This is a genomic window from Paenibacillus sp. FSL R10-2736 (assembly GCF_038000245.1).
Taxonomy (GTDB): domain Bacteria; phylum Bacillota; class Bacilli; order Paenibacillales; family Paenibacillaceae; genus Paenibacillus_AQ; species Paenibacillus_AQ phytohabitans.
Map to the genome: position 1 here is coordinate 2,640,538 of NZ_JBBOBN010000001.1, position 21,946 is coordinate 2,662,483.

Annotated in this window: 22 protein-coding genes; 16 read left to right on the forward strand and 6 right to left on the reverse strand. The window is 49.6% G+C overall.

Annotated features, from left to right (window positions below; all coding sequences use genetic code 11):
• Positions 1-83: 83 nt before the first annotated feature.
• Positions 84-962, reverse strand: a complete 879-nt coding sequence (locus NSQ73_RS11180) for a stalk domain-containing protein (protein ID WP_076243264.1) — start codon at positions 960-962, stop codon at positions 84-86.
• A gap of 304 nt (positions 963-1,266) precedes the next feature.
• On the opposite strand from NSQ73_RS11180, the gene NSQ73_RS11185 reads away from it, so the two are divergent.
• Positions 1,267-1,716, forward strand: coding sequence for an HIT family protein (locus tag NSQ73_RS11185; RefSeq protein ID WP_340986462.1), 450 nt, complete (start codon positions 1,267-1,269; stop codon positions 1,714-1,716).
• An 83-nt stretch (positions 1,717-1,799) separates the two neighbouring features.
• Here NSQ73_RS11185 and NSQ73_RS11190 read toward each other — a convergent pair whose 3' ends face one another.
• Positions 1,800-2,384 carry a TetR/AcrR family transcriptional regulator gene (locus NSQ73_RS11190; RefSeq protein WP_340986463.1) on the reverse strand — a complete coding sequence of 195 codons (585 nt, stop codon included), beginning with the start codon at positions 2,382-2,384 and terminating at the stop codon, positions 1,800-1,802.
• A 160-nt stretch (positions 2,385-2,544) separates the two neighbouring features.
• Between NSQ73_RS11190 and NSQ73_RS11195 the strand changes: the two genes are divergently transcribed.
• Both NSQ73_RS11195 and NSQ73_RS11200 read left to right on the forward strand, forming a co-directional pair.
• Positions 2,545-3,285, forward strand: a complete 741-nt coding sequence (locus NSQ73_RS11195) for an SDR family oxidoreductase (protein ID WP_340986464.1) — start codon at positions 2,545-2,547, stop codon at positions 3,283-3,285.
• 177 nt (positions 3,286-3,462) lie between these two features.
• Positions 3,463-3,909: a DUF1801 domain-containing protein gene (locus NSQ73_RS11200; RefSeq protein WP_340986465.1), complete on the forward strand. Its 447-nt coding sequence runs from the start codon at positions 3,463-3,465 to the stop codon at positions 3,907-3,909.
• A gap of 40 nt (positions 3,910-3,949) precedes the next feature.
• On the opposite strand, the gene NSQ73_RS11205 is transcribed toward NSQ73_RS11200, so the two are convergent.
• On the reverse strand, positions 3,950-4,468 hold the full coding sequence (locus tag NSQ73_RS11205; RefSeq protein WP_340986466.1) for a hypothetical protein: 519 nt from the start codon (positions 4,466-4,468) through the stop codon (positions 3,950-3,952).
• A 185-nt stretch (positions 4,469-4,653) separates the two neighbouring features.
• Here NSQ73_RS11205 and NSQ73_RS11210 point away from each other — a divergent pair, with 185 nt between their 5' ends.
• Positions 4,654-5,613 (forward strand): LacI family DNA-binding transcriptional regulator, encoded by a 960-nt coding sequence (locus NSQ73_RS11210; RefSeq protein ID WP_340986467.1) that lies wholly within the window; start codon positions 4,654-4,656, stop codon positions 5,611-5,613.
• Between the two features lie 17 nt (positions 5,614-5,630).
• Here the strand turns inward: NSQ73_RS11210 and NSQ73_RS11215 are convergent, their stop codons facing one another.
• The gene (locus NSQ73_RS11215) at positions 5,631-6,062 is read right to left on the reverse strand and encodes a flavodoxin domain-containing protein (RefSeq protein ID WP_171716219.1); all 432 of its coding nucleotides are present in this window, start codon (positions 6,060-6,062) and stop codon (positions 5,631-5,633) included.
• A 156-nt stretch (positions 6,063-6,218) separates the two neighbouring features.
• Between NSQ73_RS11215 and NSQ73_RS11220 the strand changes: the two genes are divergently transcribed.
• From NSQ73_RS11220 to NSQ73_RS11260, 9 genes are all read left to right on the forward strand, one after another.
• Positions 6,219-6,908 (forward strand): hypothetical protein, encoded by a 690-nt coding sequence (locus tag NSQ73_RS11220; RefSeq protein ID WP_340986468.1) that lies wholly within the window; start codon positions 6,219-6,221, stop codon positions 6,906-6,908.
• A 28-nt stretch (positions 6,909-6,936) separates the two neighbouring features.
• The gene (locus NSQ73_RS11225) at positions 6,937-7,626 is read left to right on the forward strand and encodes a response regulator transcription factor (RefSeq protein ID WP_076243259.1); all 690 of its coding nucleotides are present in this window, start codon (positions 6,937-6,939) and stop codon (positions 7,624-7,626) included.
• On the forward strand, positions 7,623-8,627 hold the full coding sequence (locus NSQ73_RS11230) for a sensor histidine kinase (protein ID WP_340986469.1): 1,005 nt from the start codon (positions 7,623-7,625) through the stop codon (positions 8,625-8,627). Before NSQ73_RS11225 ends, NSQ73_RS11230 begins: the two co-directional genes overlap by 4 nt.
• Positions 8,628-8,725: 98 nt before the next feature.
• The gene (locus NSQ73_RS11235; RefSeq protein WP_042138379.1) at positions 8,726-9,481 is read left to right on the forward strand and encodes an ABC transporter ATP-binding protein; all 756 of its coding nucleotides are present in this window, start codon (positions 8,726-8,728) and stop codon (positions 9,479-9,481) included.
• A complete protein-coding gene (locus NSQ73_RS11240; protein ID WP_340986470.1) occupies positions 9,478-11,415 on the forward strand; it encodes an ABC transporter permease in 1,938 nt (645 codons plus the stop codon). Before NSQ73_RS11235 ends, NSQ73_RS11240 begins: the two co-directional genes overlap by 4 nt.
• 133 nt (positions 11,416-11,548) lie before the next feature.
• Positions 11,549-12,184: a hypothetical protein gene (locus NSQ73_RS11245; protein WP_340986471.1), complete on the forward strand. Its 636-nt coding sequence runs from the start codon at positions 11,549-11,551 to the stop codon at positions 12,182-12,184.
• A 20-nt stretch (positions 12,185-12,204) separates the two neighbouring features.
• Positions 12,205-12,945 carry an MOSC domain-containing protein gene (locus NSQ73_RS11250; RefSeq protein ID WP_340986472.1) on the forward strand — a complete coding sequence of 247 codons (741 nt, stop codon included), beginning with the start codon at positions 12,205-12,207 and terminating at the stop codon, positions 12,943-12,945.
• A 261-nt stretch (positions 12,946-13,206) separates the two neighbouring features.
• Complete coding sequence (locus NSQ73_RS11255) at positions 13,207-14,124, forward strand: ArsR/SmtB family transcription factor (RefSeq protein WP_331281674.1); 918 nt, start codon at positions 13,207-13,209, stop codon at positions 14,122-14,124.
• Between the two features lie 213 nt (positions 14,125-14,337).
• Positions 14,338-16,107 carry a glycoside hydrolase family 2 protein gene (locus NSQ73_RS11260; RefSeq protein WP_340986473.1) on the forward strand — a complete coding sequence of 590 codons (1,770 nt, stop codon included), beginning with the start codon at positions 14,338-14,340 and terminating at the stop codon, positions 16,105-16,107.
• Between the two features lie 29 nt (positions 16,108-16,136).
• Here NSQ73_RS11260 and NSQ73_RS11265 read toward each other — a convergent pair whose 3' ends face one another.
• Positions 16,137-16,934 (reverse strand): lipase family protein, encoded by a 798-nt coding sequence (locus NSQ73_RS11265; RefSeq protein ID WP_340986474.1) that lies wholly within the window; start codon positions 16,932-16,934, stop codon positions 16,137-16,139.
• Between the two features lie 128 nt (positions 16,935-17,062).
• Between NSQ73_RS11265 and NSQ73_RS11270 the strand changes: the two genes are divergently transcribed.
• On the forward strand, positions 17,063-17,938 hold the full coding sequence (locus NSQ73_RS11270; RefSeq protein ID WP_340986475.1) for an alpha/beta hydrolase: 876 nt from the start codon (positions 17,063-17,065) through the stop codon (positions 17,936-17,938).
• Positions 17,939-18,002: 64 nt separating this feature from the next.
• Here the strand turns inward: NSQ73_RS11270 and NSQ73_RS11275 are convergent, their stop codons facing one another.
• A complete protein-coding gene (locus NSQ73_RS11275) occupies positions 18,003-19,883 on the reverse strand; it encodes an LTA synthase family protein (RefSeq protein WP_340986476.1) in 1,881 nt (626 codons plus the stop codon).
• A 180-nt stretch (positions 19,884-20,063) separates the two neighbouring features.
• On the opposite strand from NSQ73_RS11275, the gene NSQ73_RS11280 reads away from it, so the two are divergent.
• Together NSQ73_RS11280 and NSQ73_RS11285 are read left to right on the forward strand one after the other, a co-directional pair.
• On the forward strand, positions 20,064-20,318 hold the full coding sequence (locus tag NSQ73_RS11280) for a hypothetical protein (RefSeq protein ID WP_039293813.1): 255 nt from the start codon (positions 20,064-20,066) through the stop codon (positions 20,316-20,318).
• On the forward strand, positions 20,315-21,445 hold the full coding sequence (locus tag NSQ73_RS11285; protein ID WP_340986477.1) for an SGNH/GDSL hydrolase family protein: 1,131 nt from the start codon (positions 20,315-20,317) through the stop codon (positions 21,443-21,445). The genes NSQ73_RS11280 and NSQ73_RS11285 overlap by 4 nt, the downstream gene beginning before the upstream one ends.
• The last annotated feature ends 501 nt before the right edge of the window (positions 21,446-21,946 follow it).

The following is a 21,946-nucleotide window of genomic DNA, read 5'->3' on the forward strand; positions in this document are numbered from 1 at the left end:
AGAAGCATCTATTTCTTTTGGGTATATCCAAAAAAGGTGTGCAAGCCATCATGGACCCGCACACCTTCTATTCATTTGGAAGTTTAGATATTGACTGCTACAAGATAATAAGTGTTCGTTTCTTTATCCATATCAAATTCAAAAAAGACACTGAATGAAGATATGAAGAAGCCGGGTAATTCTACTTTGTAGCACAATGTAGTAGAGGTTGAATATTTTTCAGACCAGGTTGTGTCTAATTTTACATCACTAAGTGTGGCACTTTTTAAAATACCCGCATATTTCGTAATAACTCCACTATCATTCAATTTTACTACCCCGGAAATCGATTTAGCTGCATTGTCCTTCGATGTTTTTTTGTAGCCCATGTCGTAGTCATTTAAATCGTCAATCACATATTTATCGATTAAAGCATTATAGCTTGAGTTGGATCCGGAAGTTAAGGCATTTCCGTAAGCTTGGATAAAAGCTAATGCTACCGATTTGTTATTTTCGCCTACTGCAGTGAGATCATGATTATAAGGCAGGGTGAGCAGTCCACTTGGAAGGCTGCTTGACTGAGAGGCAGGGGCGGTAGCTGCTGGAGCAGTTGTTACTGGTACGTTGGTGACTGGTGTAGTCGTAGCTGATGATGAATCATTATAAGGTTCTCCGGCGCTGGCACTTCCTGTAGTTGTAATGGCAACGGTTTTAGTACCGGCATTCCAAAGAACGGATGCATTCATTGCTTCACCGACTGCCTTGGCGGGAAGGTAGGTTGAACCATTGTATACTAGAGGGGAGAGTTTATTTCCACTAGCATCTTTAGGAGTCCACGAAACGCCATTCACAGTAAACTTAATAGTACTATTAAGGTAAGCTTGTACTAACGAAACCCCGTCTGCAGCGTAAACCCCTACAGCCCCGCATAACAATCCGGTAGCCAAAATGGAAGAGATAAATACTTTTTTTGTAATATTCATACTAAATAATTCCTCCTACTCACTATATGATATTTGACCTATGTATTAAAATCTCAATAATATATTTATTTTCCTTTCTAAGGAATTTATATTGCTTTAATATTATCGACATCTGTAATGTTATTATTTAGGGATATTTTATAAATAATTATTGCTATATAGGGTCCACTTAAGAATCTGACTGGTTGCATGGACGAAACCCTGCTCAGGAAGAGGGGTGTCTATCGGCTGGCCATCATTTTAAGTTCAGCTTATATAAGTGGTGATAATGGACTGTTACTTATCTTATGGGAGGTTTCACAATATGGAAGAATGTTTGATTTGCAGCCGCATTAATATGATCAAAGAAGGCACAAATAAGTACTTTGTAGCCGAGCTCGAGACAGGGTATGTGGTGCTTGGAGACCATCAATATTTCGAAGGCTACACTTTATTTCTGGGTAAGGAACATAAACGCGAACTGCATGAACTGGACAGCGGCTACAAACAGAAATTTCTGGTCGAAATGAGCATCGCAGCAGAAGCGGTGTATAAGGCATTCAAGCCGCACAAATTAAATTATGAGCTGCTGGGAAACGGCGATTCGCATATGCACTGGCATATTTTCCCGAGACAGCTAACGGAACCGAATCCGGCACATCCCGTCTGGTGGACACCCAGAGAAACGATGTACGCAGACAGCTGCAAACCAAGTGAGGAAAGGCTGGCAGAACTGAAACAGGCATTATTGACTGAACTGAATAAGTTAGTCTAATTCAGCGTACATATTGATTAACCCGGAGGCCCTGGTCCCCGGCTGCGAATCCCGCATCTTTCCCAAGTGGAAGAGGTGCGGGATTATTGATGCCCCCTATACATGGTATTACCCTCAAACAAGCTCCGAACCTGCTGCGCCATCTCTTCCGGAGCATGCGGCATCCGGTTCTGAATCCACCACTCGACAGTGCCCACGAAGGCCGAGGCCATGAAATGGGCAATGAGCTGTTTATCCATTCCTTCAGGAACAGACTTCTCCATCTCCAGCTTATGAATTACATTCGCCGAGACAATCTCCAGCAGACGTTCGCGGAATATAGTGGTCCGCGGATTGGCAAGCATCGCAGAGAAGAAGAGGAAATTCTGTTCGAAATACTGGAATATCGGCTTCATTTCGCTGATCAGACCAGCATCGCCGTCCGGAGAGCCCGTCATATTACAGGACAAGAACATTGTGCCCAGGTGATCCTCGATGCATCTGTTGAGCAGATCATATTTGTCGGTGTAATGCAGATAGACCGTTCCCCTGTTCACATTCGCCCGTTCCGCGATATCGTTGATCGTGATTTGTTCCAGCTCCTTCTCCCCAAAAAGCTCCAGAAAAGCTCTGTTAATCGCTTCTCTTGTTCTCAGAATCCGTCTGTCTGTCTTGATTCCTGTACCCATGATGATGAACCTCCTTCAGTTAATGAACACATAGCCTGCACTTGTTGCATATAGGACATTTCCGCTTACATTAGCGATTGAATTACCATCTCTTCTCTATATAATAATAATCAACACCAGTCAGATAATCAACACAAGTTGAATAAAGGAGAGGTCACAAGTGGAAAATAAACAATCCAAAGTCATCATTATTACGGGAGCTTCAAGCGGTATAGGCGAAGCTGCAGCCCGGCTGCTAGCTCAAACAGGCGCAAAGCTCGTCTTGGCAGCCAGAAGAACAGAGCGCCTGCAGACCATTGTCAGTGAAATTGTGCAGGAAGGCGGTGATGCCGTGTATCTGCAGACCGATGTAACTTCTGCGGAGGAGATGGAGAAGCTGGCAAGATTCGCCCTGCAGCAATTCGGACGTATTGATGTACTGGTGAATAACGCCGGGGTAATGCCCGCATCCATGCTGCAGGAGCTGAAGGTACATGAATGGGATCAGATGATCGATGTCAATATCAAAGGCGTGCTGTATGGCATCGCTGCCGTTCTGCCGGTTATGAGGGAGCAGCAGTCGGGGCATATCATCAACCTGTCCTCGGTAGCAGGTTATAGCGTGAGTCCGTCATCAGCGGTATACAGCGCCACCAAATATGCTGTCCGGGCCATCTCTGAAGGGCTGCGCCAGGAAGAATCAGCCGCCTCCCATATCCGTTCGACCATTATCTCGCCGGGGATGACGGATACAGAGCTGACCCACACGATCAGCAGTCCGGAAATCCGGGCGATGGCAGGCCAGATGAACAGCATGGCAATATCTCCTTACAGTATTGCCAGAGCGATCGTATATGCGATTAATGAACCTGAGAATACCAGTGTGAATGAGCTTGTGATTAGACCGACGATCCTGCCTTAAGGCTGCGCAGAGACAATCAGTAGTAGCTGGCCAGCGGGGGAATGATACAAGCAGCGCAGCTCCTGTTAGCGGGAGGCGCTGCTTTTTGCTATATTTGCAGGGTGAGTTCTATAAAGGAATTATAGGGTGTGAAGCGAATGGTTTCAGGATAACCATAATGAAAGGGTGAGCCTAACCATGGCCTCAAGCTCTAAAGAACCCGCAGCTGGTCGCAGCAAGACTGTGAAACTGACCGGACCGGAACAGGTAGCCCTATTTCTGAAGGAGCTGGAGCATCCGCTTAAAGATGAGATTGAAGAAGTACGGAAGATAATCCTGAGTGCAGCTGATGACATCACGGAGCAGATAAAGTGGAATGCGCCGAGTTTTTGCTTCAACCGACAAGACCGTGTAACCATGAACTTGCAGGGGAAAGGCTGCTTCCGGCTGATCTTCCATACCGGTGTGAAAGTGAAGGAAGCAGCTGCCACGGAACCCTTGTTCACGGATACTTCCGGACTGCTGGAGTGGATCACGGGGGATAGGGCCGTTGTGAAGATTACGGATAATACGGATTTGGAGCTCAAGCGGGCGAAATTGGCCGCTCTGGTCGCCAGATGGATGAAAGAGACTGTTCAAAGCTGACTACCCTTCTTGTACGGACATACGAAGGGGAATGTGAACATCAACAATCTATTTTTTCATCTTCTTTATTCCGGCAGGTTTCCAGCATAAGGGATGTCAGCTCACAGGATTTCGCCAGCAGATCTCCAGCTTCAAGCGGGCTGGAGCAGCCGGAAAGAGGGTGTTCAATGATTCGTAGCCACTCCTGCATATGGGTTTCGTCTGCCATCAGCGGAATGTCGAAATCAAACGGCCGGGAAGCTGCGGAGTTGTCATCCAAATAGCGCATGGCCCTTTCTTCAGGCAGGAGCAGAATGAATTTTAAGGTAATCGTGTATTCAAGCATCAGGCGCAGTATACAATAAGCCTCATGGCAGAAGCCTGAATTCAGCAGCAGGCGTTCTGCCAGCAATGACGTATGGAATTTGGTCATCAGCTCAAGCGAAACAAGAGACCCCATAGTCTGCGGAAAAGGGTGTTCAATCAGCTGAGCACCCATGAATCCGGCCAGAGCCTCATACGTATCCCATAAGTCCCGGTGGTGATTCTTTGGATCAGCCCCGGTATCCTCGTTGTACATCTTCTACTCACCTCTTTTACAATACTTAGCCCTGATTCCGCCCTATTACAGAACCACTGTAATCTATGAAACGCCTTCCATGTCAAATGCTTTATTTGTGGTCTGAATGTAACGCATTCCGGCGGTTTGAGGTAAGATTAAGAGAAGTACAGGCTGTATGCAGCAAGCATGGGAAGGTGGAATTTATGGCGAATATCAAAGATATTGCGAAGCTGGCCGGTGTCTCGGTTACAACCGTATCCCGGGTTCTTAACGGTCATCCTTATGTAAGCACGGAGAAGCGGGAAGCCGTTCTGCGGGCCATGGAGACGGCCGATTATGAACGTAATATAAATGCAGTACATCTAAGCAGGGGAAGGACGAATCTGATTGGGGTGGTCGTTCCCTATATCACGCGGCCGTATTTCGGGATGGTTGTTGAAGGAATAGCGGATGAGGCTATCAAGGATAATTACAAGCTGGTGCTGATTCAGTCCAACTATGAAGCGGAGCGGGAGCTGGATGCACTGATGATGCTGAAGCTGAAGCAGATTGATGCGCTGATTATCTGTTCGCGGACGTGCAGCTGGGAGACGGTGGAGGAGTATACGCAGTACGGCCCTATTATTGTCCTGGAGGACGGCAGGGGACATCAGGTTTCTTCTATATTTATGGATCATTATCAGAGCTTCACCCGTGCGCTTACCTATCTGCGGAGCAAAGGCCATCACAAAATCGGCTATTGCCTGGCCAGGCAGTCCAGTCCCAACAGCAATTTAAGGGAGGCAGCTTACCGGGACTTCTATATGAACCGGAATGAAGCCTATAACCATGACTATATGTTCTATGATTGTGTGCAGTTGGAAGACGGGGAATGGATTATGCAGCGGATTCTGAAGATGGACGACCCTCCAACTGCACTGCTGGTTACCAGTGATCAGGTGGCGGCGGGAATTCTGGCCTTTTGCCGGGAGAATGGGATTGAGGTTCCGGGACAGCTTGCCATTGTAGGGTTCGACAATCAGCCGATCGCCCGGATGATGCATATCACGACCTTCGAGATTCCGCTGGTGGAGATCGGCCGGAGGGCTTTCCTGCAGGCGGTGGACGGAGGCCGGGCCCATGAAGAGATTCATTTGAACATGATTGAGCGGCAGACAGTATGAGTGAGGGACATAGCGGGTTATTTGAAATGTTCTGAAAAAGTGCGGATTCTCTCCACGAAAATTCCTTTGAGCTGATCCGCATCCTTTGCGGGAGCGGCATAGGCTTTATATCCGCCAAAAGACTCAATACAGAGAGAGGCCTGCCTTAGATCCTCAGGAATATTATCCGTGATAATCTCTTCGGTTTTCTTGGGCTTCTCATTGCAGATATAGTAGCCCATCTGCTTGTCCAGCAGGGCGGGTTTGTTTTTTTTGATGAAATCCCGGACTGGCTTGTAGAGCTTGCCGTCGCGTACACCCGCGCCCAGAATGATGTGGTCATACTTCTCAATGTCCGGCTTCTCTGACTCCAGATTGCATAACGTGCTCCCGGGAATATATTCTGCCAGCAGGAACGCGCATTGCTCTGAAGCTCCAGATTTGGTAGCGTATAAGATTAGTGATGCCATTCATGAGCCCTCCCGGTCCGAAAAATATCTTCGAATTCAATTATCTTGATAATCAAGATATATTTAGTATTCTAAGACTTGCCCAAGCCTTTGTCAATTCATCAATGTGAAGTATAATTATCCAATAATTACAATTTCCGGCGGGGAGTAATGGGGATGAAGAGGCTTAAGATGATGACAGGTGTACTGGTGGTCATATGTGCTGCGGGTGTGCTGGCAGGCTGCAAGAATGAGGGGAATACCGTTAATAATGCTGCTGGTGTGACTGCTGATATTACTGCGGTTACTGCAGCGGGGAATACAACGGGTAAAGCAACAGATGATATTACAAATAATACCGCAGGTGAAGCTGCCGGTCATACAGTTGCCCTGACGCTGGACATGAGAGGTTTCTATACAGGCTTCACCGGACTGCCCGGGGATTATACAATGGAAGAGGCAGCTGCGGCTGGGTATGTAGTACTGCATAACAGTGAGCTGGCTGAAGGCCAGGAAGTATGGGATAAGTTTATGAATTCGGCAGTTCAAGGCAGTAACAACGGGATTCGCATTGCCAATTTTTTTGATGATGAAACGGAGAGCCCTTTTTATTGTGATCTGTTCGTTCAGGATAAGAAGTATTATTTGTTTGATAATACCGCAGAGTCTCAGAAGCAAGAGCCCTTCGCCCATTTGTTGAGCCTTACCGGTCAGGTGGGAAACCCGCTGAAGGACAGCAGGTTTATTGTGCTGACGGATGACAGCAATCTGACGTTTGAGGATATTTGGAAGTCAATGATTTCGAGCGATACCGCAGTAATTAACAGCATTGCTCCACACCGGGTTGTCAGAATGATCTTTGAATAACGAAATATCTGCAGAAGGAGCGTTCATTTTGTTCAAAATCATGCTTATTGAAGACGACATCACCCTGTTCGGGGAGATCAAGGAAAGACTGTCCCAGTGGTCGTATGAGGTATACGGGATCACGAATTTCGGCAAGGTTCTGCAGGAATTTACGGAGGTGAAGCCGGATCTGGTGGTGATTGATATTCAGCTGCCGCAGTTCGACGGATTCCACTGGTGCCGGATTCTGCGGGCTCACTCCAATGTGCCGATTATCTTCCTCTCCTCCCGCGATCATCCGAGTGATATGGTCATGTCCATGCAGCTGGGAGCGGATGACTTCATCCAGAAGCCGTTTCACTTCGAAGTGCTGATTGCCAAAATTCAGGCCACGCTCCGCCGGGTCTACAATTATAGCACCGAACGTACAGAGCTGAAGACCTGGCGCGGGGCAGCGATTGAATTCGTGAAGAATACGGTCACTAACAATCAGGGGGCAGCTCTGCTGACGAAGAATGAGATGCTGATTCTCAAAATATTAGTGGAGCGCAAGGACAGCATCGTTGACCGTGAAGAGATGATTAAGAGCTTATGGGACAATGAGCATTTCGTGAGTGACAATACCCTGACCGTAAATGTAAACCGGCTGCGCAAAAAGCTTGAACCGCTGGGACTGGATTCTTTCATTGAGACCAAGGTCGGGCAGGGGTATATGGCGACCGAAGAGGCGGCAGAATGATAAGGAAATACATAACCGAGAAGCGGAGCTGGCTGCTGCTGCTTGCCGTCCTGCAGCTCATTATTATATTCGTGGCCTATGTTGATGCTGCTATCCCGTTGCTGCCGGTACTGTACATTGTGCTGCTGAATGTGCTGCTATGTCTCGCGTTCGTATTCCTGAGATATTCCAAAGAAACCAGATTCTACAGGAGCCTGGAAGCCTGGGATCAGATCTATGACCTTCATGCTGTGATTGAGCCCGGCAGTCCGCTGGAGCGGATCGTCCATGAGGCGGTTATCGCCCAGACCGACAGGTACAAGCGGGAATCCTCCGTCAATTACCAGCTGCTGGAGTCTGAGAAGGATGACCTGCTGTCCTGGATTCATGAGGTTAAGACGCCGCTCACTGCCATGCAGCTAATGATAGAGCGGCTGCCGGATGAAACCCTGCAAAGACAGCTCATGTACGAATGGCTGCGGATTCATCATCTGCTTGACCAGCAGCTTCATCAGAAACGGATTCCTTTTATGCGCAATGATCTGTTCATAGAGAATATCAGTCTGGAGCCGGTTCTTAATAAGGAAATCCGGGCGCTGAAGTCATGGTGTATCTCCAAGGGAATCGGTTTTGATGTGGAACTTGAGGTGGAAGAGGTGCTGACTGACGGCAAATGGCTGGCCTTCATGCTCAGACAGCTGCTCACGAATGCTGTGAAATACAGCGAAGTCTCCGATATCCTCATCAGGAGTGGTGAAAAGGACGGCCATACCGTGCTTACCATAGAAGACAGCGGGCAGGGGATTGACCCTAGGGATCTGCCGCGGATCTATGACAAAGGCTTCACGTCATCGCGCGGGCGCCAGGATGGTGCAGCCACCGGAATGGGACTCTATCTGACCCGGCAGGTGGCAGAGCCGCTGCTGATCAGCATTCATGCGGCATCTGTACCCGGAGAAGGGAGTATATTTACGCTTACCTTTCCCCGGGAGAACGACTTTCAGAGAATTACAGGCGTGTGACAATAATGTCACATGCTTCTTCACTTTGTTCGGCGAAGCGCAGGATAATGTATATCAGCCCGCTTATGATAGATCTATAGAAAAGGAGTGGGTGAATAATGGTTATTATGCAGGCTAACAAAATCTATAAAACCTATGGCAATAAATTTAACAAGCAGGAGGTCTTGAAGGGGATCGATCTTCAGGTGAATAAAGGGGAGTTCGTGGGAATCATGGGTCCTTCCGGTTCCGGTAAAACGACTCTGCTGAATGTCCTGTCCTCCATCGACCGGGTGAGCCAGGGGACCATTGAAATAGAGGGCAAGGAATTCACGGGAATGAAGGAGAAACAGCTGGCGGAATTCCGCAAGCAACATCTCGGATTTATTTTTCAGGATTATAATCTGCTGGATACGCTGACTGTTAAAGAAAATGTGCTGCTGCCGCTCTCAATCACCGGGATCCCGAAGAAGGAGGCTCACCAGAAGTTCGAGCAAGTGGCGGGCGAACTGGGAATATATGAGCTGAAGGACAAATATCCGGCCGAAATCTCGGGCGGGCAGAAGCAGCGTACCTCGGCGGCGCGGGCGTTTGTGCATGATCCGAGTATTATTTTTGCTGATGAGCCTACAGGGGCTCTGGATTCCAAGTCGGCTTCCGATCTGCTGAACAAGCTCGCCGATATGAACCTGAAACGCCAGGCTACTATTGTCATGGTCACCCATGATGCCGTTGCCGCGAGCTATTGCAGCCGGGTAGTATTCATCCGCGACGGGCAAATCTACACGCAGCTGAACAAAGGCGATGAATCACGGCAGTCCTTCTTCAACGATATTATCAATACCCAGGGCGTGCTTGGCGGTGCTGCGCAATGAGTCTGAACTATATTATCTTCCGTAATTTGAAGAAGAATATCAAAAACTATTATCTGTATGTCTTCGCTCTTGTGTTCAGTGTTGCCCTCTATTTCTCATTCGTGACGCTGCAATTCGATCCGGCTATGGATGCCGTCAGCGGTTCAATCAAAGGCGGTGCAGCCATTGGCGCTTCCTCCATACTGCTGATTGCCATTGTCGCGATCTTCCTGCTGTATGCCAATACGATCTTCATCAAGCGGCGCAGCAAGGAGATCGGGCTGTTCCAGCTGATCGGGCTGACGAAGGGGAAGATCTTCCGGCTGCTGAGTGCGGAGAACCTGATTCTGTATTTCGGGTCTATGATTCTAGGCATGGGTGCGGGCTTTGTGATGTCACGGCTGATTCTGATGATCCTGTACAAAATTCTTGCCGTAGAAGCCCAGGCGAAGCTCCGCTTCTCTCCGGAGGCGCTTGTGCGGACGATTCTGGTCTTTGCTGCCGTGTACGTGCTGATTATGATCATGAACTACACCTTCATTAAAGCGCAAAGCATCCTGTCCCTCTTCAAGGCGACATCCACCACCCAGCAGCGTATCCGTAAAATGCCGGTGTGGGAGATTATTCTCGGACTGCTCGGCATCGGATTCATTACTGGCGGTTATTATGTATCCACACAGCTGTTCAGCGGCAAATTTATCACTATGACTGGTCTGATGGCCGCTATGATTGTCATCCTCGCTCTGGTGATTGCCGGCACTTATCTGTTCTATAAGGGCTCAGTCAGCTTCATATTTAATACGATCCGCAATAGCAAAAAAGGCTACTTATCCATCAACGAGGTCTTGTCGCTCTCGTCCATTATGTTCCGGATGAAGTCGAATTCGCTGCTGCTGACAATCATCACAACGGTCTCTGCGCTTGCCATCGGTTTGCTGTCCCTCAGCTATATTTCGTACTATTCGGCGGAGGCCACAGCCAAGCAGAGCTCCCCGGATGATTTCGGCTTCGCCAGAGCGGCCGTGAAGGAGCGGTTTGTCCAGGCCCTGGATGAGCAGCACATTAAGTACACAGAGATTGAAATGCACCTGCTTCAGATCGAAGTGGACGCACAGCATATCATGAGCAAAAATAATTTCGACAATCCCGATGACCGCATCCTTAGCACCTCTGTTGTCAGCGACAGCAGTGTGGAAGGTATCGACGTATTACCCGGGGAAGTCCGGATTATGGGTTATGACAGCACGCTGGACAAATTCATGGGCCTTGATCCCGGAGAAGTCGGGCTAATAACTGCTAACGGCAGCATTAAGCAGCAGTTAATCAGCTTATCTGCGGATGCGATCCTTCCCTACTATTATAGCGGCGGCGCCGGTGTGTTTGTAGTCGATGAAACTGTGTATCAGGAATTGGCTAAATCGCTGGACCCGAAGCTGCAGATGAAGAAAGAAGCGGATAACTATTACGGTATTGAACTGCTTGACCGCACGCAGAGAGAAGCAGCATATCAAATCTATGTGGACCAGCGTCCGGCAGCACCAAGCTTCGCCCAATATGAATTTGAATTGAACCAGCGTACGAATATGGGGCTCATTATGTTTATCGTCGGTTTCCTGGGCTTGACCTTCCTTATTACCTCCGGCTGTATTCTCTATTTCAAGCAGATGGATGAAGGCGAGGAGGAGAAGGGCGGATACACGATTCTGCGCAAGCTGGGCTTCACTCAGGGAGACCTGCTGCGCGGTATCCAGTTCAAGCAGCTGTTCAATTTCGGCATTCCGCTGGTCATCGGCCTGTGCCACAGCTACTTCGCGGTGAAGTCCGGCTGGTTCTTCTTCGGCACCGAAATGCTTACTCCGATGTTCGTGGTAATGGCGGTTTACACTGTGCTGTATTCGATCTTCGGACTGCTCTCCGTACTGTATTACAAGCGTGTGATCCGGGAATCACTATAAGTCATCACCCGAAGCCAAGGCCCCACTTTGTGGGGCTATTTTGCGAAACTTTGTGCAGTGGAAGGAACTGGACAGGTGTTTGCCGAAACGGTAAAGTGTATGGTCTATACTGTTTATATTGCAGGAGGCATCTATGAGTTATAGTGAAGCGTTAAAAGCGGTATGTGAGCGTTACGCCAAATCAGGCGCAGACTGCAAATGGATCATCGTAGGCTCAGTCGCTTCGGTACTGCAAGGAGCGGAGATGACTCCGGGGGATCTCGATCTGTATGCACAGAACGCAGGGGATGCGGCGGTTATCGCTTCTGTCCTTGAACCCTTTAGCTTAAAGGTTAAACCTCTCTTGTCCTGGGAACAACCGGGCTGGTTATCGTCAATCGAGGAACCGTTGTTCACGCAGTCGTTTGCTTCAGGGTTCACCTGGACCAAAGGGAAATGGATCATTGAAGGTTTTGATGTGGAAGCAGTACATATTTCTGATTCAGCGGGCATTCCTGACTCCGAAGATGGGGCGGGAATCTGGGAAGGCGGGCAGGCGATCTGGAGCTATGCTAAGCTGCTGCCTTTTGCCGGATATACCGTTCCTGTAGTCCCGCTGGAGATTCAGCTGGAGTCGAATATCCGGAGAAACAGGATGGACCGGGCAGAAGCCATACTCCGTGTGTTCAAGGATCAGGGCTACAATGAAACCTTACTGCAGAAGGCATTGTCGGATAAGAGCAGAAGGATAATTGAAGATTCGGGGAATGGATGGAACATTACATTATAGACAGAAGAGGTGCGGAATTAGTGTCCATTACAGTTGGTGAAATTACGGCGATTAACCGCTATCCGGTGAAATCCTTTGCGGGAGAAGAGCTGGAAGTGTGTAAGATAGAATCTTACGGGGTGCAGGGGGACCGGTACTGCTCCTTCTATGATATGACCAAGAAGGATTGGTGGCAGTATGTTACCGCCAGAAAGATCCCCAATATGCTTAGTTATCAGGCGGAATATATCGAAGGGAATATCCGGGTGACGGCGGCAGACGGCAGAGTCTTCGGCTGGGATGCGGAGCTGCTCAATGAAATCCAGAGCCTGACCTCCACGCAAATTACGATGTCCGAGTTCAAAGCGCCTCACCCGGAAGCGAAACACCCGCAGCTGTTATCTGTGGACGGGGCCAGTATCCTGCTTGTGACCGATAAGAGCCTGAAGAAGCTGGAGGCTTTATGGGGCAAGCCTGTTGATCAGCGCCGCTTCCGGGGGAACTTTGTCGTGGAAATGAGTGAGGATTCCCTTGGGGAAGAGGAATGGCTCGGCCGGCGTTTATCGATAGGCGGTGCAGAGCTGCAGGTGGACAGCTATTGTGACCGCTGCGTTATGATTACGATGAACCCGGATACCCTGGAGCGGGACAGCTCGCTGCTCAAACAAGTGAATAAGGAGTTCAATCTGAACTTTGGCGTATATGCTTCTGTGATCCGGACCGGGGAGGTCCGGCTGGGGGATCAGGTGGTTCTGCTGCCGGAAGGGTTCGCAGCAGAGTGAGTTTCTTAAGTTGACGCTGACTAGGCATGAATGTTGTAGATAATACAACACTGACTCATGAATACCCGGGCATTCGGGAGGATTGTTGTACGAAATACAAGAATTCTTCTGTTAAGCCGCGTGAGGGCGGGGGAATGCTGCCTTTTATACAACAATTTTCAATTTGGGCTGATTTAATGAGGGAAATGTTGTATTTTGTGCAGGAATAGGAATAGATCTTAAATAGACAGCAAAGCGGTGATCGATATTCTGGAATTATCCATGGAACATCCTGAGGAACTGGTGAAAGTGACGCATGCGCTGTCTACGGAGCTTAGACTAAGAATGCTGGAGCTGCTCAACAGCCGGAGAATGAATGTAGTAGAATTGGCGGAGGCGCTGGAGATACCGGTATCCACATCCGCCTCAAATGTGAAGGTACTGGAGCAGGCGGGGCTGATTGAGACCGAGCTGCTGCCGGCTTCGCGCGGCTCCATGAAGGTCTGCAGCCGCATCTATGATGATATCAAGATCATCATTAATGTGCCGGAACGCCGCGCGAAGGCGGAGCAAGGGGACTATTGCTACGAGATTGCAATGCCGATCGGCAATTTCACGGCCTGTGAAGTGGCGCCCACCTGCGGCATGGTCAGTGAGGCTGGGCCGATTATTGTGGAGGACTCACCGGCGGGCTTTTTCCATCCGGACCGTGTTCATGCCCAGCTGCTCTGGCTGCGAAAGGGGTATCTTGAATACCGCTATCCGCTGGAAATCCCGCAGGGGGCAGCGGTCCGCCTGATCCAGTTCTCGATGGAGATCTGCTCCGAGGCGCCGAATTATGAGAACGACTGGCCTTCGGATATTACCTTGTGGATCAACAACGTGGAGGTTGGCACCTGGACCTCGCCCGGCGACTTCGGCGGCAGACGCGGGAAGCTGAATCCTTCCTGGTGGATCGATACGGGGACCCAGTTCGGCTCGCTCAAGACCTGGAGCGTAGACAATACCCGCAGCACGATCGACCACAAAGAGATATCCGCCGTCAATCTGAGCCAGCTGAAGCTTACAGAGCAGAACCATGTGGATCTGCGGCTGGGTGTGAAGGAGAATGCGGTCTTCAAGGGCGGAATGAATCTGTTCGGGCGGAAGTTCGGCGATTATGAGCAGGATCTGGTGATGAAGATCTTTTATACTGTATAGGGAATCGGAGGCACGGAATTTCGAGGACAAGCGATGGACAGATGTAGCATTTACGATGAACATACGATATTTATGCGAAGAACCTGAGGCCTTAAGCGCAGGTTCTTCATGCTGTACAATCGGTGATTGACATTTCAGCAGATTCTGCAATAATTAATACATCTTTATTGTAATAAAACAAAAATAATGTTCTTAAGGAGCGTGTGCAATACTATGGCAACCGAGCATTATATTAAGGATTATCCGCGTCCGCAGTTCGTCCGTAAGGAATGGCAGAGCTTAAACGGGGAATGGAGCTTCCGGTTTGACGATGGCAATGTTGGTGAACGGGAGCGGTGGAATGAGCAGCTCCACGGGGATCTGAAGATACAGGTTCCGTTCACTTACGAGACGGAGGCCAGCGGGATCGGCGAGACGACCTTCCATCCTTATGTATGGTATGAGCGGGAACTGCAGCTACCTGCGGACTTGAATGGTAAGCGGGTGATGCTGAATTTCCAGGCGGTGGATTATACCGCGAAGGTGTGGGTTAACGGCAGCTATGCCGGAGGACATCAAGGCGGTTATGCGGCCTTTTCACTGGATATTACGGATTATGTTAACACGGATGCGGGAGCGGCCAACCGGCTGGTGGTCAAAGCGGAAGACAGCCAGAGCTGTACTCAGCCGCGGGGCAAGCAGCGCTGGGTGGATGAGAATTTCGAGTGCTTCTATGTACAGACAACGGGAATCTGGCAAAGTGTGTGGGTAGAGTATGTGTCGCCCTCTTATCTCAAAGCTGTCAAAATCACTCCGGATCTCGATAACCGCTCTGTCCGTTTCGAATATCAGACACAGGCAGCGGACGACAATCTCCGCCTGGAGACCAAGATCAGCACGGGGCAGAAGACGTTTAAGCAGGTCTCGCTCCATGTAGACCGGGCCTGGCTGCAGCTTGATGTGGAACTGACTCACGAAGCAAACGGCCCGTGGAAGCTGCAGTCATGGTCACCTGCTGCGCCGACATTGTACGAAGTGGAATTTATTCTCTATAAAGATAGTCTGGTCATTGACCGGGTATATTCCTATTTCGGCTTGCGCAAAATTTCAGTCGAACAAGGCAAGGTGCTGCTTAACAATACACCTGTGTATCAGCGCCTCATTCTGGATCAGGGCTACTGGCCGGAGAGCCATCTGACCCCGCCGTCCGAAGAAGCACTGATTGCCGATATCGACGCAATTCTGGCGATGGGCTACAACGGCGTGCGCAAGCATATGAAGATTGAGGATGCCAGGTTCCTGTACTGGTGCGATGTAAAGGGCCTGCTGGTCTGGTCGGAGATGGCGGCAACCTTTGAGTTCAACGATGAGGCTGTTGAGAACTTCACGAACGAATGGACGGAGATTGTCCGGCAGCAGTATAATCATCCTTCGATTATCACCTGGGTGCCTTTTAACGAATCCTGGGGGATTCCGCAGGTCTACACGAGCAAGCTGCAGCAGAAATTCACCGAGGGGATCTATCATCTGACCAAATCCATCGACCCGAACCGTCCGGTCATTGTGAATGACGGCTGGGAGCACACCATCAGCGATATCATCACCCTGCATGATTATGAAGAGAGCGGAGATGTCTTGCTTGAACGTTATGCAGACTCCGGCAGCGTACTTGGCAGGGCAGCCTCATTCAACAACTGGAAATATGCCATGGCTCAGGGCTATGAATACCGCGGCCAGCCGGTGATCGTCAGTGAGTTCGGCGGCATTGCCTTTGATTCCGGTGACGGCTGGGGGTATGGAGAGCAGGTAAGCAGCACCGATGCCTTCATTGAACGGTTCAGCAGGATTACGCAGGCTATCAAGGACACCCCTTATATTTGCGGCTACTGCTATACGCAGATTACGGATGTCCAGCAGGAAGTGAACGGGCTGCTCACTGCGGACCGGACACCGAAGATTCCGCTGGAAGTGATCCGGAAGGCCAATTTGCAGCTGACGGAATAATCGTAACATTGGTACCCAAAAAGCGGTGATCAGGTAATCAATTCAAGCACCGGACAGAAACCGGGGTTCCCTGCACATAATAACGCTGTGTATTCCGGCCGTTGCTTCGACAGTACTGCGAAGTAGCTTCTAAGCACATGATTGAGCTCAACCGTCCCGTTCTGGAAAGATAATGAGTACAGCGTCTGCACATGGGTGTAATAGTATTTTTTCTCATGCCGGGGCAGCTTGTAGATGGTAGGCGGAACGTAGGTGGCGACGTCAAAAAGATTGGCATAACGGAAGCTGCTGCGGACATAGCTGCTGAAAGCTTTGGCAAATGCAGGATCACCCGCACGCGGAGAGCCGTACGTATACAGGCGGGGAGACCTGTAGGCTGAATTAGCAGCAATATCTATAGCACATAAGGTTGCTAGTGCCCCGCCAAGGCTGTGGCCTGTAACGTATACCGTTTTCTCCGGTGACAAGGTGCCGAGTATGGAGAGGATTTCCTCTCTTGCCGACGAATAAATATCTGTGAAGCCTCTGTGCGTCAGGCAGTCTTCCTTGATATATTTAAACTTCTTTTGCGCAGCATTCATGTTGGAGAGCCAATTGGTGGTTGAGCTGCTTCCGCGCCAGGCAATAATGATCTCCTGCGGTGATTCCAGAATGAAGCCAAAGGGCTCGGAGATACCGCCCATGGATTTCGCCCGGAAATTATGCACGACCGAGAAGTCCGCCGGAACCACGAACGAACCGTCCGCATGTTCAAATTGTGCATAGGTCTGTCCGCAGACGGCAGCCAGAAAGATGGCCCAGTCCTGTTCATTCCGCATGTTACCCATCCCGCATCCCGCCCTTCTTTCTATCTGTGTATGATCAGCAGGCGGGATTGGTGCCTATGGATGAGCGGTTGCACCAGAAGTTCTGGCCAATACATAAGATTAACATACATAACATGGAGGTTTGAATTTTGATCGAGGAACGTATTTCATTAGGGCAGTTAGCGATAAACGTGAGGCATTCATTAAACGGCAAGCCTGCTATTCTGTTTCTTCATTTCAGCGGCGGGAACCTCAACATGTGGGAGGGGATTCTCCCGCAGTTTGCACAGGACTACAGCATCATTGCTCCCGATATCCGGGGGCATGGACAATCGGACAAACCGGAAACCGGCTATCATATCGATCAGATGGCAGAGGATATGTATTTGCTGCTGCAGCATTTGCAGGTAGACAAGTGCCATATCGTCGGCAGCTCAATGGGAGCAGAGGTTGGCCTGAGTCTGGCGGCGGCGCATCCGGAGAGAGTGTTATCCCTGGTCTGCGAAGGCGCACTTAATAATGAATTCGGCGAATACGGAATATTCCAAGGTACAGCAGAAGAAATTGTGCAGAGAAAAGAACAGCTGCGTGCAGAATTGGGTGAGCGGGAAGAACGGATCTTCAACAGCATAGAGGAGTATGTTGCCGAACAACGGGCGGAGCTGACAGCGGAGGGGCTGTGGAATGAATATTTCTTGGCCTTTTATGAACATAGTCTGCAGCAGCTTCCGGACGGCAAGTACACCTACTGTTATCTGAACCGTGTGAGGACTGAATATATCGTGAAGTTCTGGGATCTGTCATTTGAGCAGTATTATCAGAAAATAGAGTGTCCGGTACTATTCCTCCCCAGCGAAGAAGAGTGGGCAAACGAGTCCATCCGCCGCAGTCTGGACGCTTTCGCAGGGCTGCTGGACAGCTATGAGATTACGCGGATTACTGACTCTCTCCATGCTTATGTCTGGATGCAGCTGCCGCTTCCGGCAGGCCAGGCTGTGAAGGATTTCCTGAACAAGCAGCTGTGATCACAGATAAAGAGCCCGGTCCTGGAGACGCTTCTCCGGGGCCGGGCTCTATTCGTGCTAGCTTTTAATCAGAGCTACTCTCATCCTTAACTTCACGGTCCGGCAGCTGTGTAACATAACTGTCCGACATCCGCAGAAGCTCAAGTGCGCGGGTGAACTCATCCTCTGTCGATTGCAGGAGCTCCGTCCCGTCACCGGATAACGTATAATGCTGTCCGTCTTCGAACCCGCTGCCGGATAAGAAGAGCTCTTCGTTATTAACGAAGGAGCCCGTAGGCAGATAATAGCGCTGCGGCAGCAGGTTATAATGGGTCTGATTCAATAAATCCTGTCCGAAATGAATATGATAGTCCAGCGGCACGCCGAGCAGATTCGCTACAGTAGGGAGAATGTCAACCTGTCCGCCTAACTGCTCCTTCACACTTGGAGACGTAATGCCGGTAGCTGAAATGATGAGCGGGATATTAATCAGATCGCGTTCATTATATTCATGCCCCAGAATTTCCTCCATTAAGACCTTATCATCATCCTTGAGCGAGAAAATAGGAAGTCCCCGGTGATCGCCATAAAGCACAACCACACTGTTATCCCATACCCCGCTGCTTTTGAGTTCATCCATAAATTGCCCCAGTGCATAATCCGCATAGTTCTCGGCCCGGATATAGTTTCCAACGAGTGTACCTTCATAACGTTCCGGCAAGGTCATCTTGTATTTGCTCTCTGGAATGGTAAACGGGTTATGCGATGACATCGAGATCACATGTGAATAGAAGGGCTGTTCACTCTGATCCATCCGGGCCAGCTCTGCCGATGTTTTGTTGTACAGGACTTCATCCGATGAACCATAGAAGACAGTATCCTCTTCACCGAAGTAGGCTTTGTCATAATAACGGTTAAAGCCAAGCGCATTGTAGAGTTCTCCACGGTTCCAGAAATCGACTTCATTCGTATGGAAGGTTGCGGTATCGTAACCTTGGGCCTGCAGCAGCTTCGGCAAGCTGGGCAGATCTTTCGGTGCATACATTTCTGTAGCCGGACCATCCGGCGGAACATAGAAGGAAGTATTTACGATAAACTCGGCATCCGATGTGTTACCTTGACCCACCTGTTGAAAGAACCGGGGGAAATAATAACTCTCGGCGGCAAGCTTATTCAGGTTAGGTGTAATTTCTGTACCGTCAACCGACAGATTGATCAGGAAGTTCTGGAAGGACTCCATTTGCAGGATGATCAGATTCTTACCCTTGGCGGCCCCGTACATGACCGGATTGGCTAGGGTCTGAATGCCTTTGGTCTTATCAATGCCTGCCTGTGAGATCTCCGCTTGATCAATCTGCTCTTCCTCCGGTTCACCCAGCAGGGCATAAGCTTCATAATTGAGGATCCCCATTTGTTCGGCTTTGACATTCTCGTTCATACTGGCCTTATTCGGAAAAATATTCATCATACACATGACGAGTGAGACACAGAACAGGGCAGCGACCGCCTTGCGGTTACTGGGGCGGGACATCGAGTGCTTCCAAGCCAGTGCCTTCTTGCGTCTGAGCATAACCAGGCTGATAATAATAATGTCTACGAATATAAGCATATATTGAGGGTGAACGACGGCGAATATACTTTTCTTGACGGCTCCCACCTGCTTGACCTGGCCGAAGACCTGAGAAGTAGCAATGATGCCAAAATGATTATGATAGACAATCAGAGAGAAGAATAATACGGTAATAAGCAGATTGACGAGCATATAAATGGCAATTTTCCGCTTTGTGGCGAACCATTCGATGAGGCAGAACAGCAGCAGCACAAAAGGAATCTCTTTCAGCCATGTGGTCCAGGTCGGCCCGTCTTCGAACAGGTAATACCAGGCGAAATAGCTTTTAACTAGCATAATTAGGGAGAAGAATAGAATCGATCTTTTACTGAGCGAGCGTGATTCCTTAAACGGCATTGCGTATGCGCATCCTTTTCTATTTAATCTTTTCATTTTATTACATAGGAGAGTTCAAAATCAACTAGATTTGAGGCAGCGGGATTTAAAATAAAGATGTAAATCCGCAGCTTTTACGTTATCCTCATATAAGCGATCCGAAAAACAGTAAAGAACTTAATTAGCGCAGGAGGAACATAGATGTCAAAAGAATTCTCAAGGCAATATACCGAAAGTGTGAAGCTGGAATTATTGAACAGACTCGGACTGAAGCAGGTGTACTTCAAAGGGCAGCAAGGCGATGATCTGCTGTATGAAGCAACGGGCTTTGACCGCGGGACGGCGCATAAATTCTGTGTCCGGACGAAGAAGGGAACCATCGACGAGTGGGTCGGCGGCAAATGGATGAAGGTCCGCAGCTTCACGATTGCCACAGGGCGGGAGGGATCAGAATGAGCGGGATTACCCATTTACAGGTACAGCGGCTGGCTGAGATCGAGCATTTGATGATTCATGGCAGAACGACCGGCAGCCTGAACCCGGTTACGTTATTCTGGACGGGCAGTGCCATCGAGCTGAATGTCCAGGCTTCCGGGCTGTGGATTGAGGTGGAATCCGGTTATGACCAATACGAATCCTGGATCAGTATCTTGATTAACTCCGTTCCGGTCAGCAGACAGATGCTGATTGCCGGAAGGCACTGGATCTGTGTATTCCGCGGTATGAACCCTGACACCGTGAAGAATATCCGGATTGTAAAAGAGGTCCAGGCCATGAGCGGCGACCCGGGCTGCTATTTGCAGTTCCATGCGGTCCGCACAGACGGAGCGTTCCTGCCGGTTGAAGCGAAGCGCTACCGGCTTGAGTTCATCGGCGACAGCATCACTTCAGGTGAAGGCGTTATCGGAGCCCGGGAGGAGCTGGACTGGATACCGGCCTGGTTCAGCGGTGTACATAATTACACGGCCCTGACCGCAGAAGCCGTAAATGCAGACTACCGGGTGATTTCGCAGAGCGGCTGGGGCGTGCTCACCAGCTGGGATAACAATCCGAAGGGGAATCTTCCAGATATCTACGAGCAAGTCTGCGGCCTGCTCACCGGAGAGCGTAATGAAGCGCTCGGAGCGCATAAGGTGAACGACTTCGAATCCTGGCAGCCGGATGTCGTGGTCGTTAATCTTGGCACTAATGATAACGGTGCTTTTCATTCCCCGGAATGGGTGGATGAAGGTACCGGGCAGAGATATAAGCAGCGGCTGAAGGAAGATGGAAGTTACCACGATGAGGATCTGGCGGCGTTTGAGACGGCAGTGGTGAAATTCCTGGGCAAGCTGAGACGGTATAACAACACTGCCCATATTCTCTGGGCGTATGGCATGCTGGGCATTCCGCTGATGCCGGCGATTTATCGTGCTGTGGATGCTTATATCCAGTCCACTGGCGACAAGAAAGTGTCAGTGTTTCAATTGCCGGATATGACGGACGAAACGGCGGGAGCAAGAACCCATCCGGGGTTACTGGCCCACCAGCAGACGGCGCGAGAGTTAAGCGGGTATATTAAGGGATTGTTATCAGGATTATAAGCAGGCCGATAATCAAGTTCTTATTAATAGTGCGGGAATAATGGTTGCGTGACGCTCATCAGCGGATGGGCGTTTTTTGTTGTGTAGGGCGTACCCGAAATTATGATATTCGTTTGTCGGGGATAAGTTTCATTGGAATTTGGAGCAGAGCCTTCTCCGTCTGAAGGATGAATTTGATTTTGTGTTAGGTCAAATGATCCCATGTTTAGACGCGAAAGTCAGGTTGTTATTCGGCGACTGGTATACCCAAAAACTGAACTTGGGCACGCTAGTTTTTAGAAGCGTATCTGAGCCGCCGGCCCTGGATGCAATCTGTTGATTCGTATGTCTTGATTAAGGACTTTAGAGAACGAGAGAGACAGATCGAATGTATGCGAAAAACCGAATACAATGTGCCAACGATAGGGTAAATGAGCTGAATGAGGGGCAGAAGTACCCCTGAATCCGCCGAAAGTGGGCGGGAAGCGGGGATGAGGAGCAGTATTGCGCTTGATTTCCCCG

Coding starts and splice junctions, on each gene's coding strand:
- NSQ73_RS11180 (WP_076243264.1), bottom strand. CDS start 962: ATGAATATTACAAAAAAAGTATTTATCTCTTCCATTTTGGCTACCGGA.
- NSQ73_RS11185 (WP_340986462.1), top strand. CDS start 1,267: ATGGAAGAATGTTTGATTTGCAGCCGCATTAATATGATCAAAGAAGGC.
- NSQ73_RS11190 (WP_340986463.1), bottom strand. CDS start 2,384: ATGGGTACAGGAATCAAGACAGACAGACGGATTCTGAGAACAAGAGAA.
- NSQ73_RS11200 (WP_340986465.1), top strand. CDS start 3,463: ATGGCCTCAAGCTCTAAAGAACCCGCAGCTGGTCGCAGCAAGACTGTG.
- NSQ73_RS11205 (WP_340986466.1), bottom strand. CDS start 4,468: ATGTACAACGAGGATACCGGGGCTGATCCAAAGAATCACCACCGGGAC.
- NSQ73_RS11210 (WP_340986467.1), top strand. CDS start 4,654: ATGGCGAATATCAAAGATATTGCGAAGCTGGCCGGTGTCTCGGTTACA.
- NSQ73_RS11215 (WP_171716219.1), bottom strand. CDS start 6,062: ATGGCATCACTAATCTTATACGCTACCAAATCTGGAGCTTCAGAGCAA.
- NSQ73_RS11220 (WP_340986468.1), top strand. CDS start 6,219: ATGAAGAGGCTTAAGATGATGACAGGTGTACTGGTGGTCATATGTGCT.
- NSQ73_RS11230 (WP_340986469.1), top strand. CDS start 7,623: ATGATAAGGAAATACATAACCGAGAAGCGGAGCTGGCTGCTGCTGCTT.
- NSQ73_RS11235 (WP_042138379.1), top strand. CDS start 8,726: ATGGTTATTATGCAGGCTAACAAAATCTATAAAACCTATGGCAATAAA.
- NSQ73_RS11240 (WP_340986470.1), top strand. CDS start 9,478: ATGAGTCTGAACTATATTATCTTCCGTAATTTGAAGAAGAATATCAAA.
- NSQ73_RS11245 (WP_340986471.1), top strand. CDS start 11,549: ATGAGTTATAGTGAAGCGTTAAAAGCGGTATGTGAGCGTTACGCCAAA.
- NSQ73_RS11255 (WP_331281674.1), top strand. CDS start 13,207: ATGGAACATCCTGAGGAACTGGTGAAAGTGACGCATGCGCTGTCTACG.
- NSQ73_RS11260 (WP_340986473.1), top strand. CDS start 14,338: ATGGCAACCGAGCATTATATTAAGGATTATCCGCGTCCGCAGTTCGTC.
- NSQ73_RS11265 (WP_340986474.1), bottom strand. CDS start 16,934: ATGGGTAACATGCGGAATGAACAGGACTGGGCCATCTTTCTGGCTGCC.
- NSQ73_RS11275 (WP_340986476.1), bottom strand. CDS start 19,883: ATGCCGTTTAAGGAATCACGCTCGCTCAGTAAAAGATCGATTCTATTC.
- NSQ73_RS11280 (WP_039293813.1), top strand. CDS start 20,064: ATGTCAAAAGAATTCTCAAGGCAATATACCGAAAGTGTGAAGCTGGAA.
- NSQ73_RS11285 (WP_340986477.1), top strand. CDS start 20,315: ATGAGCGGGATTACCCATTTACAGGTACAGCGGCTGGCTGAGATCGAG.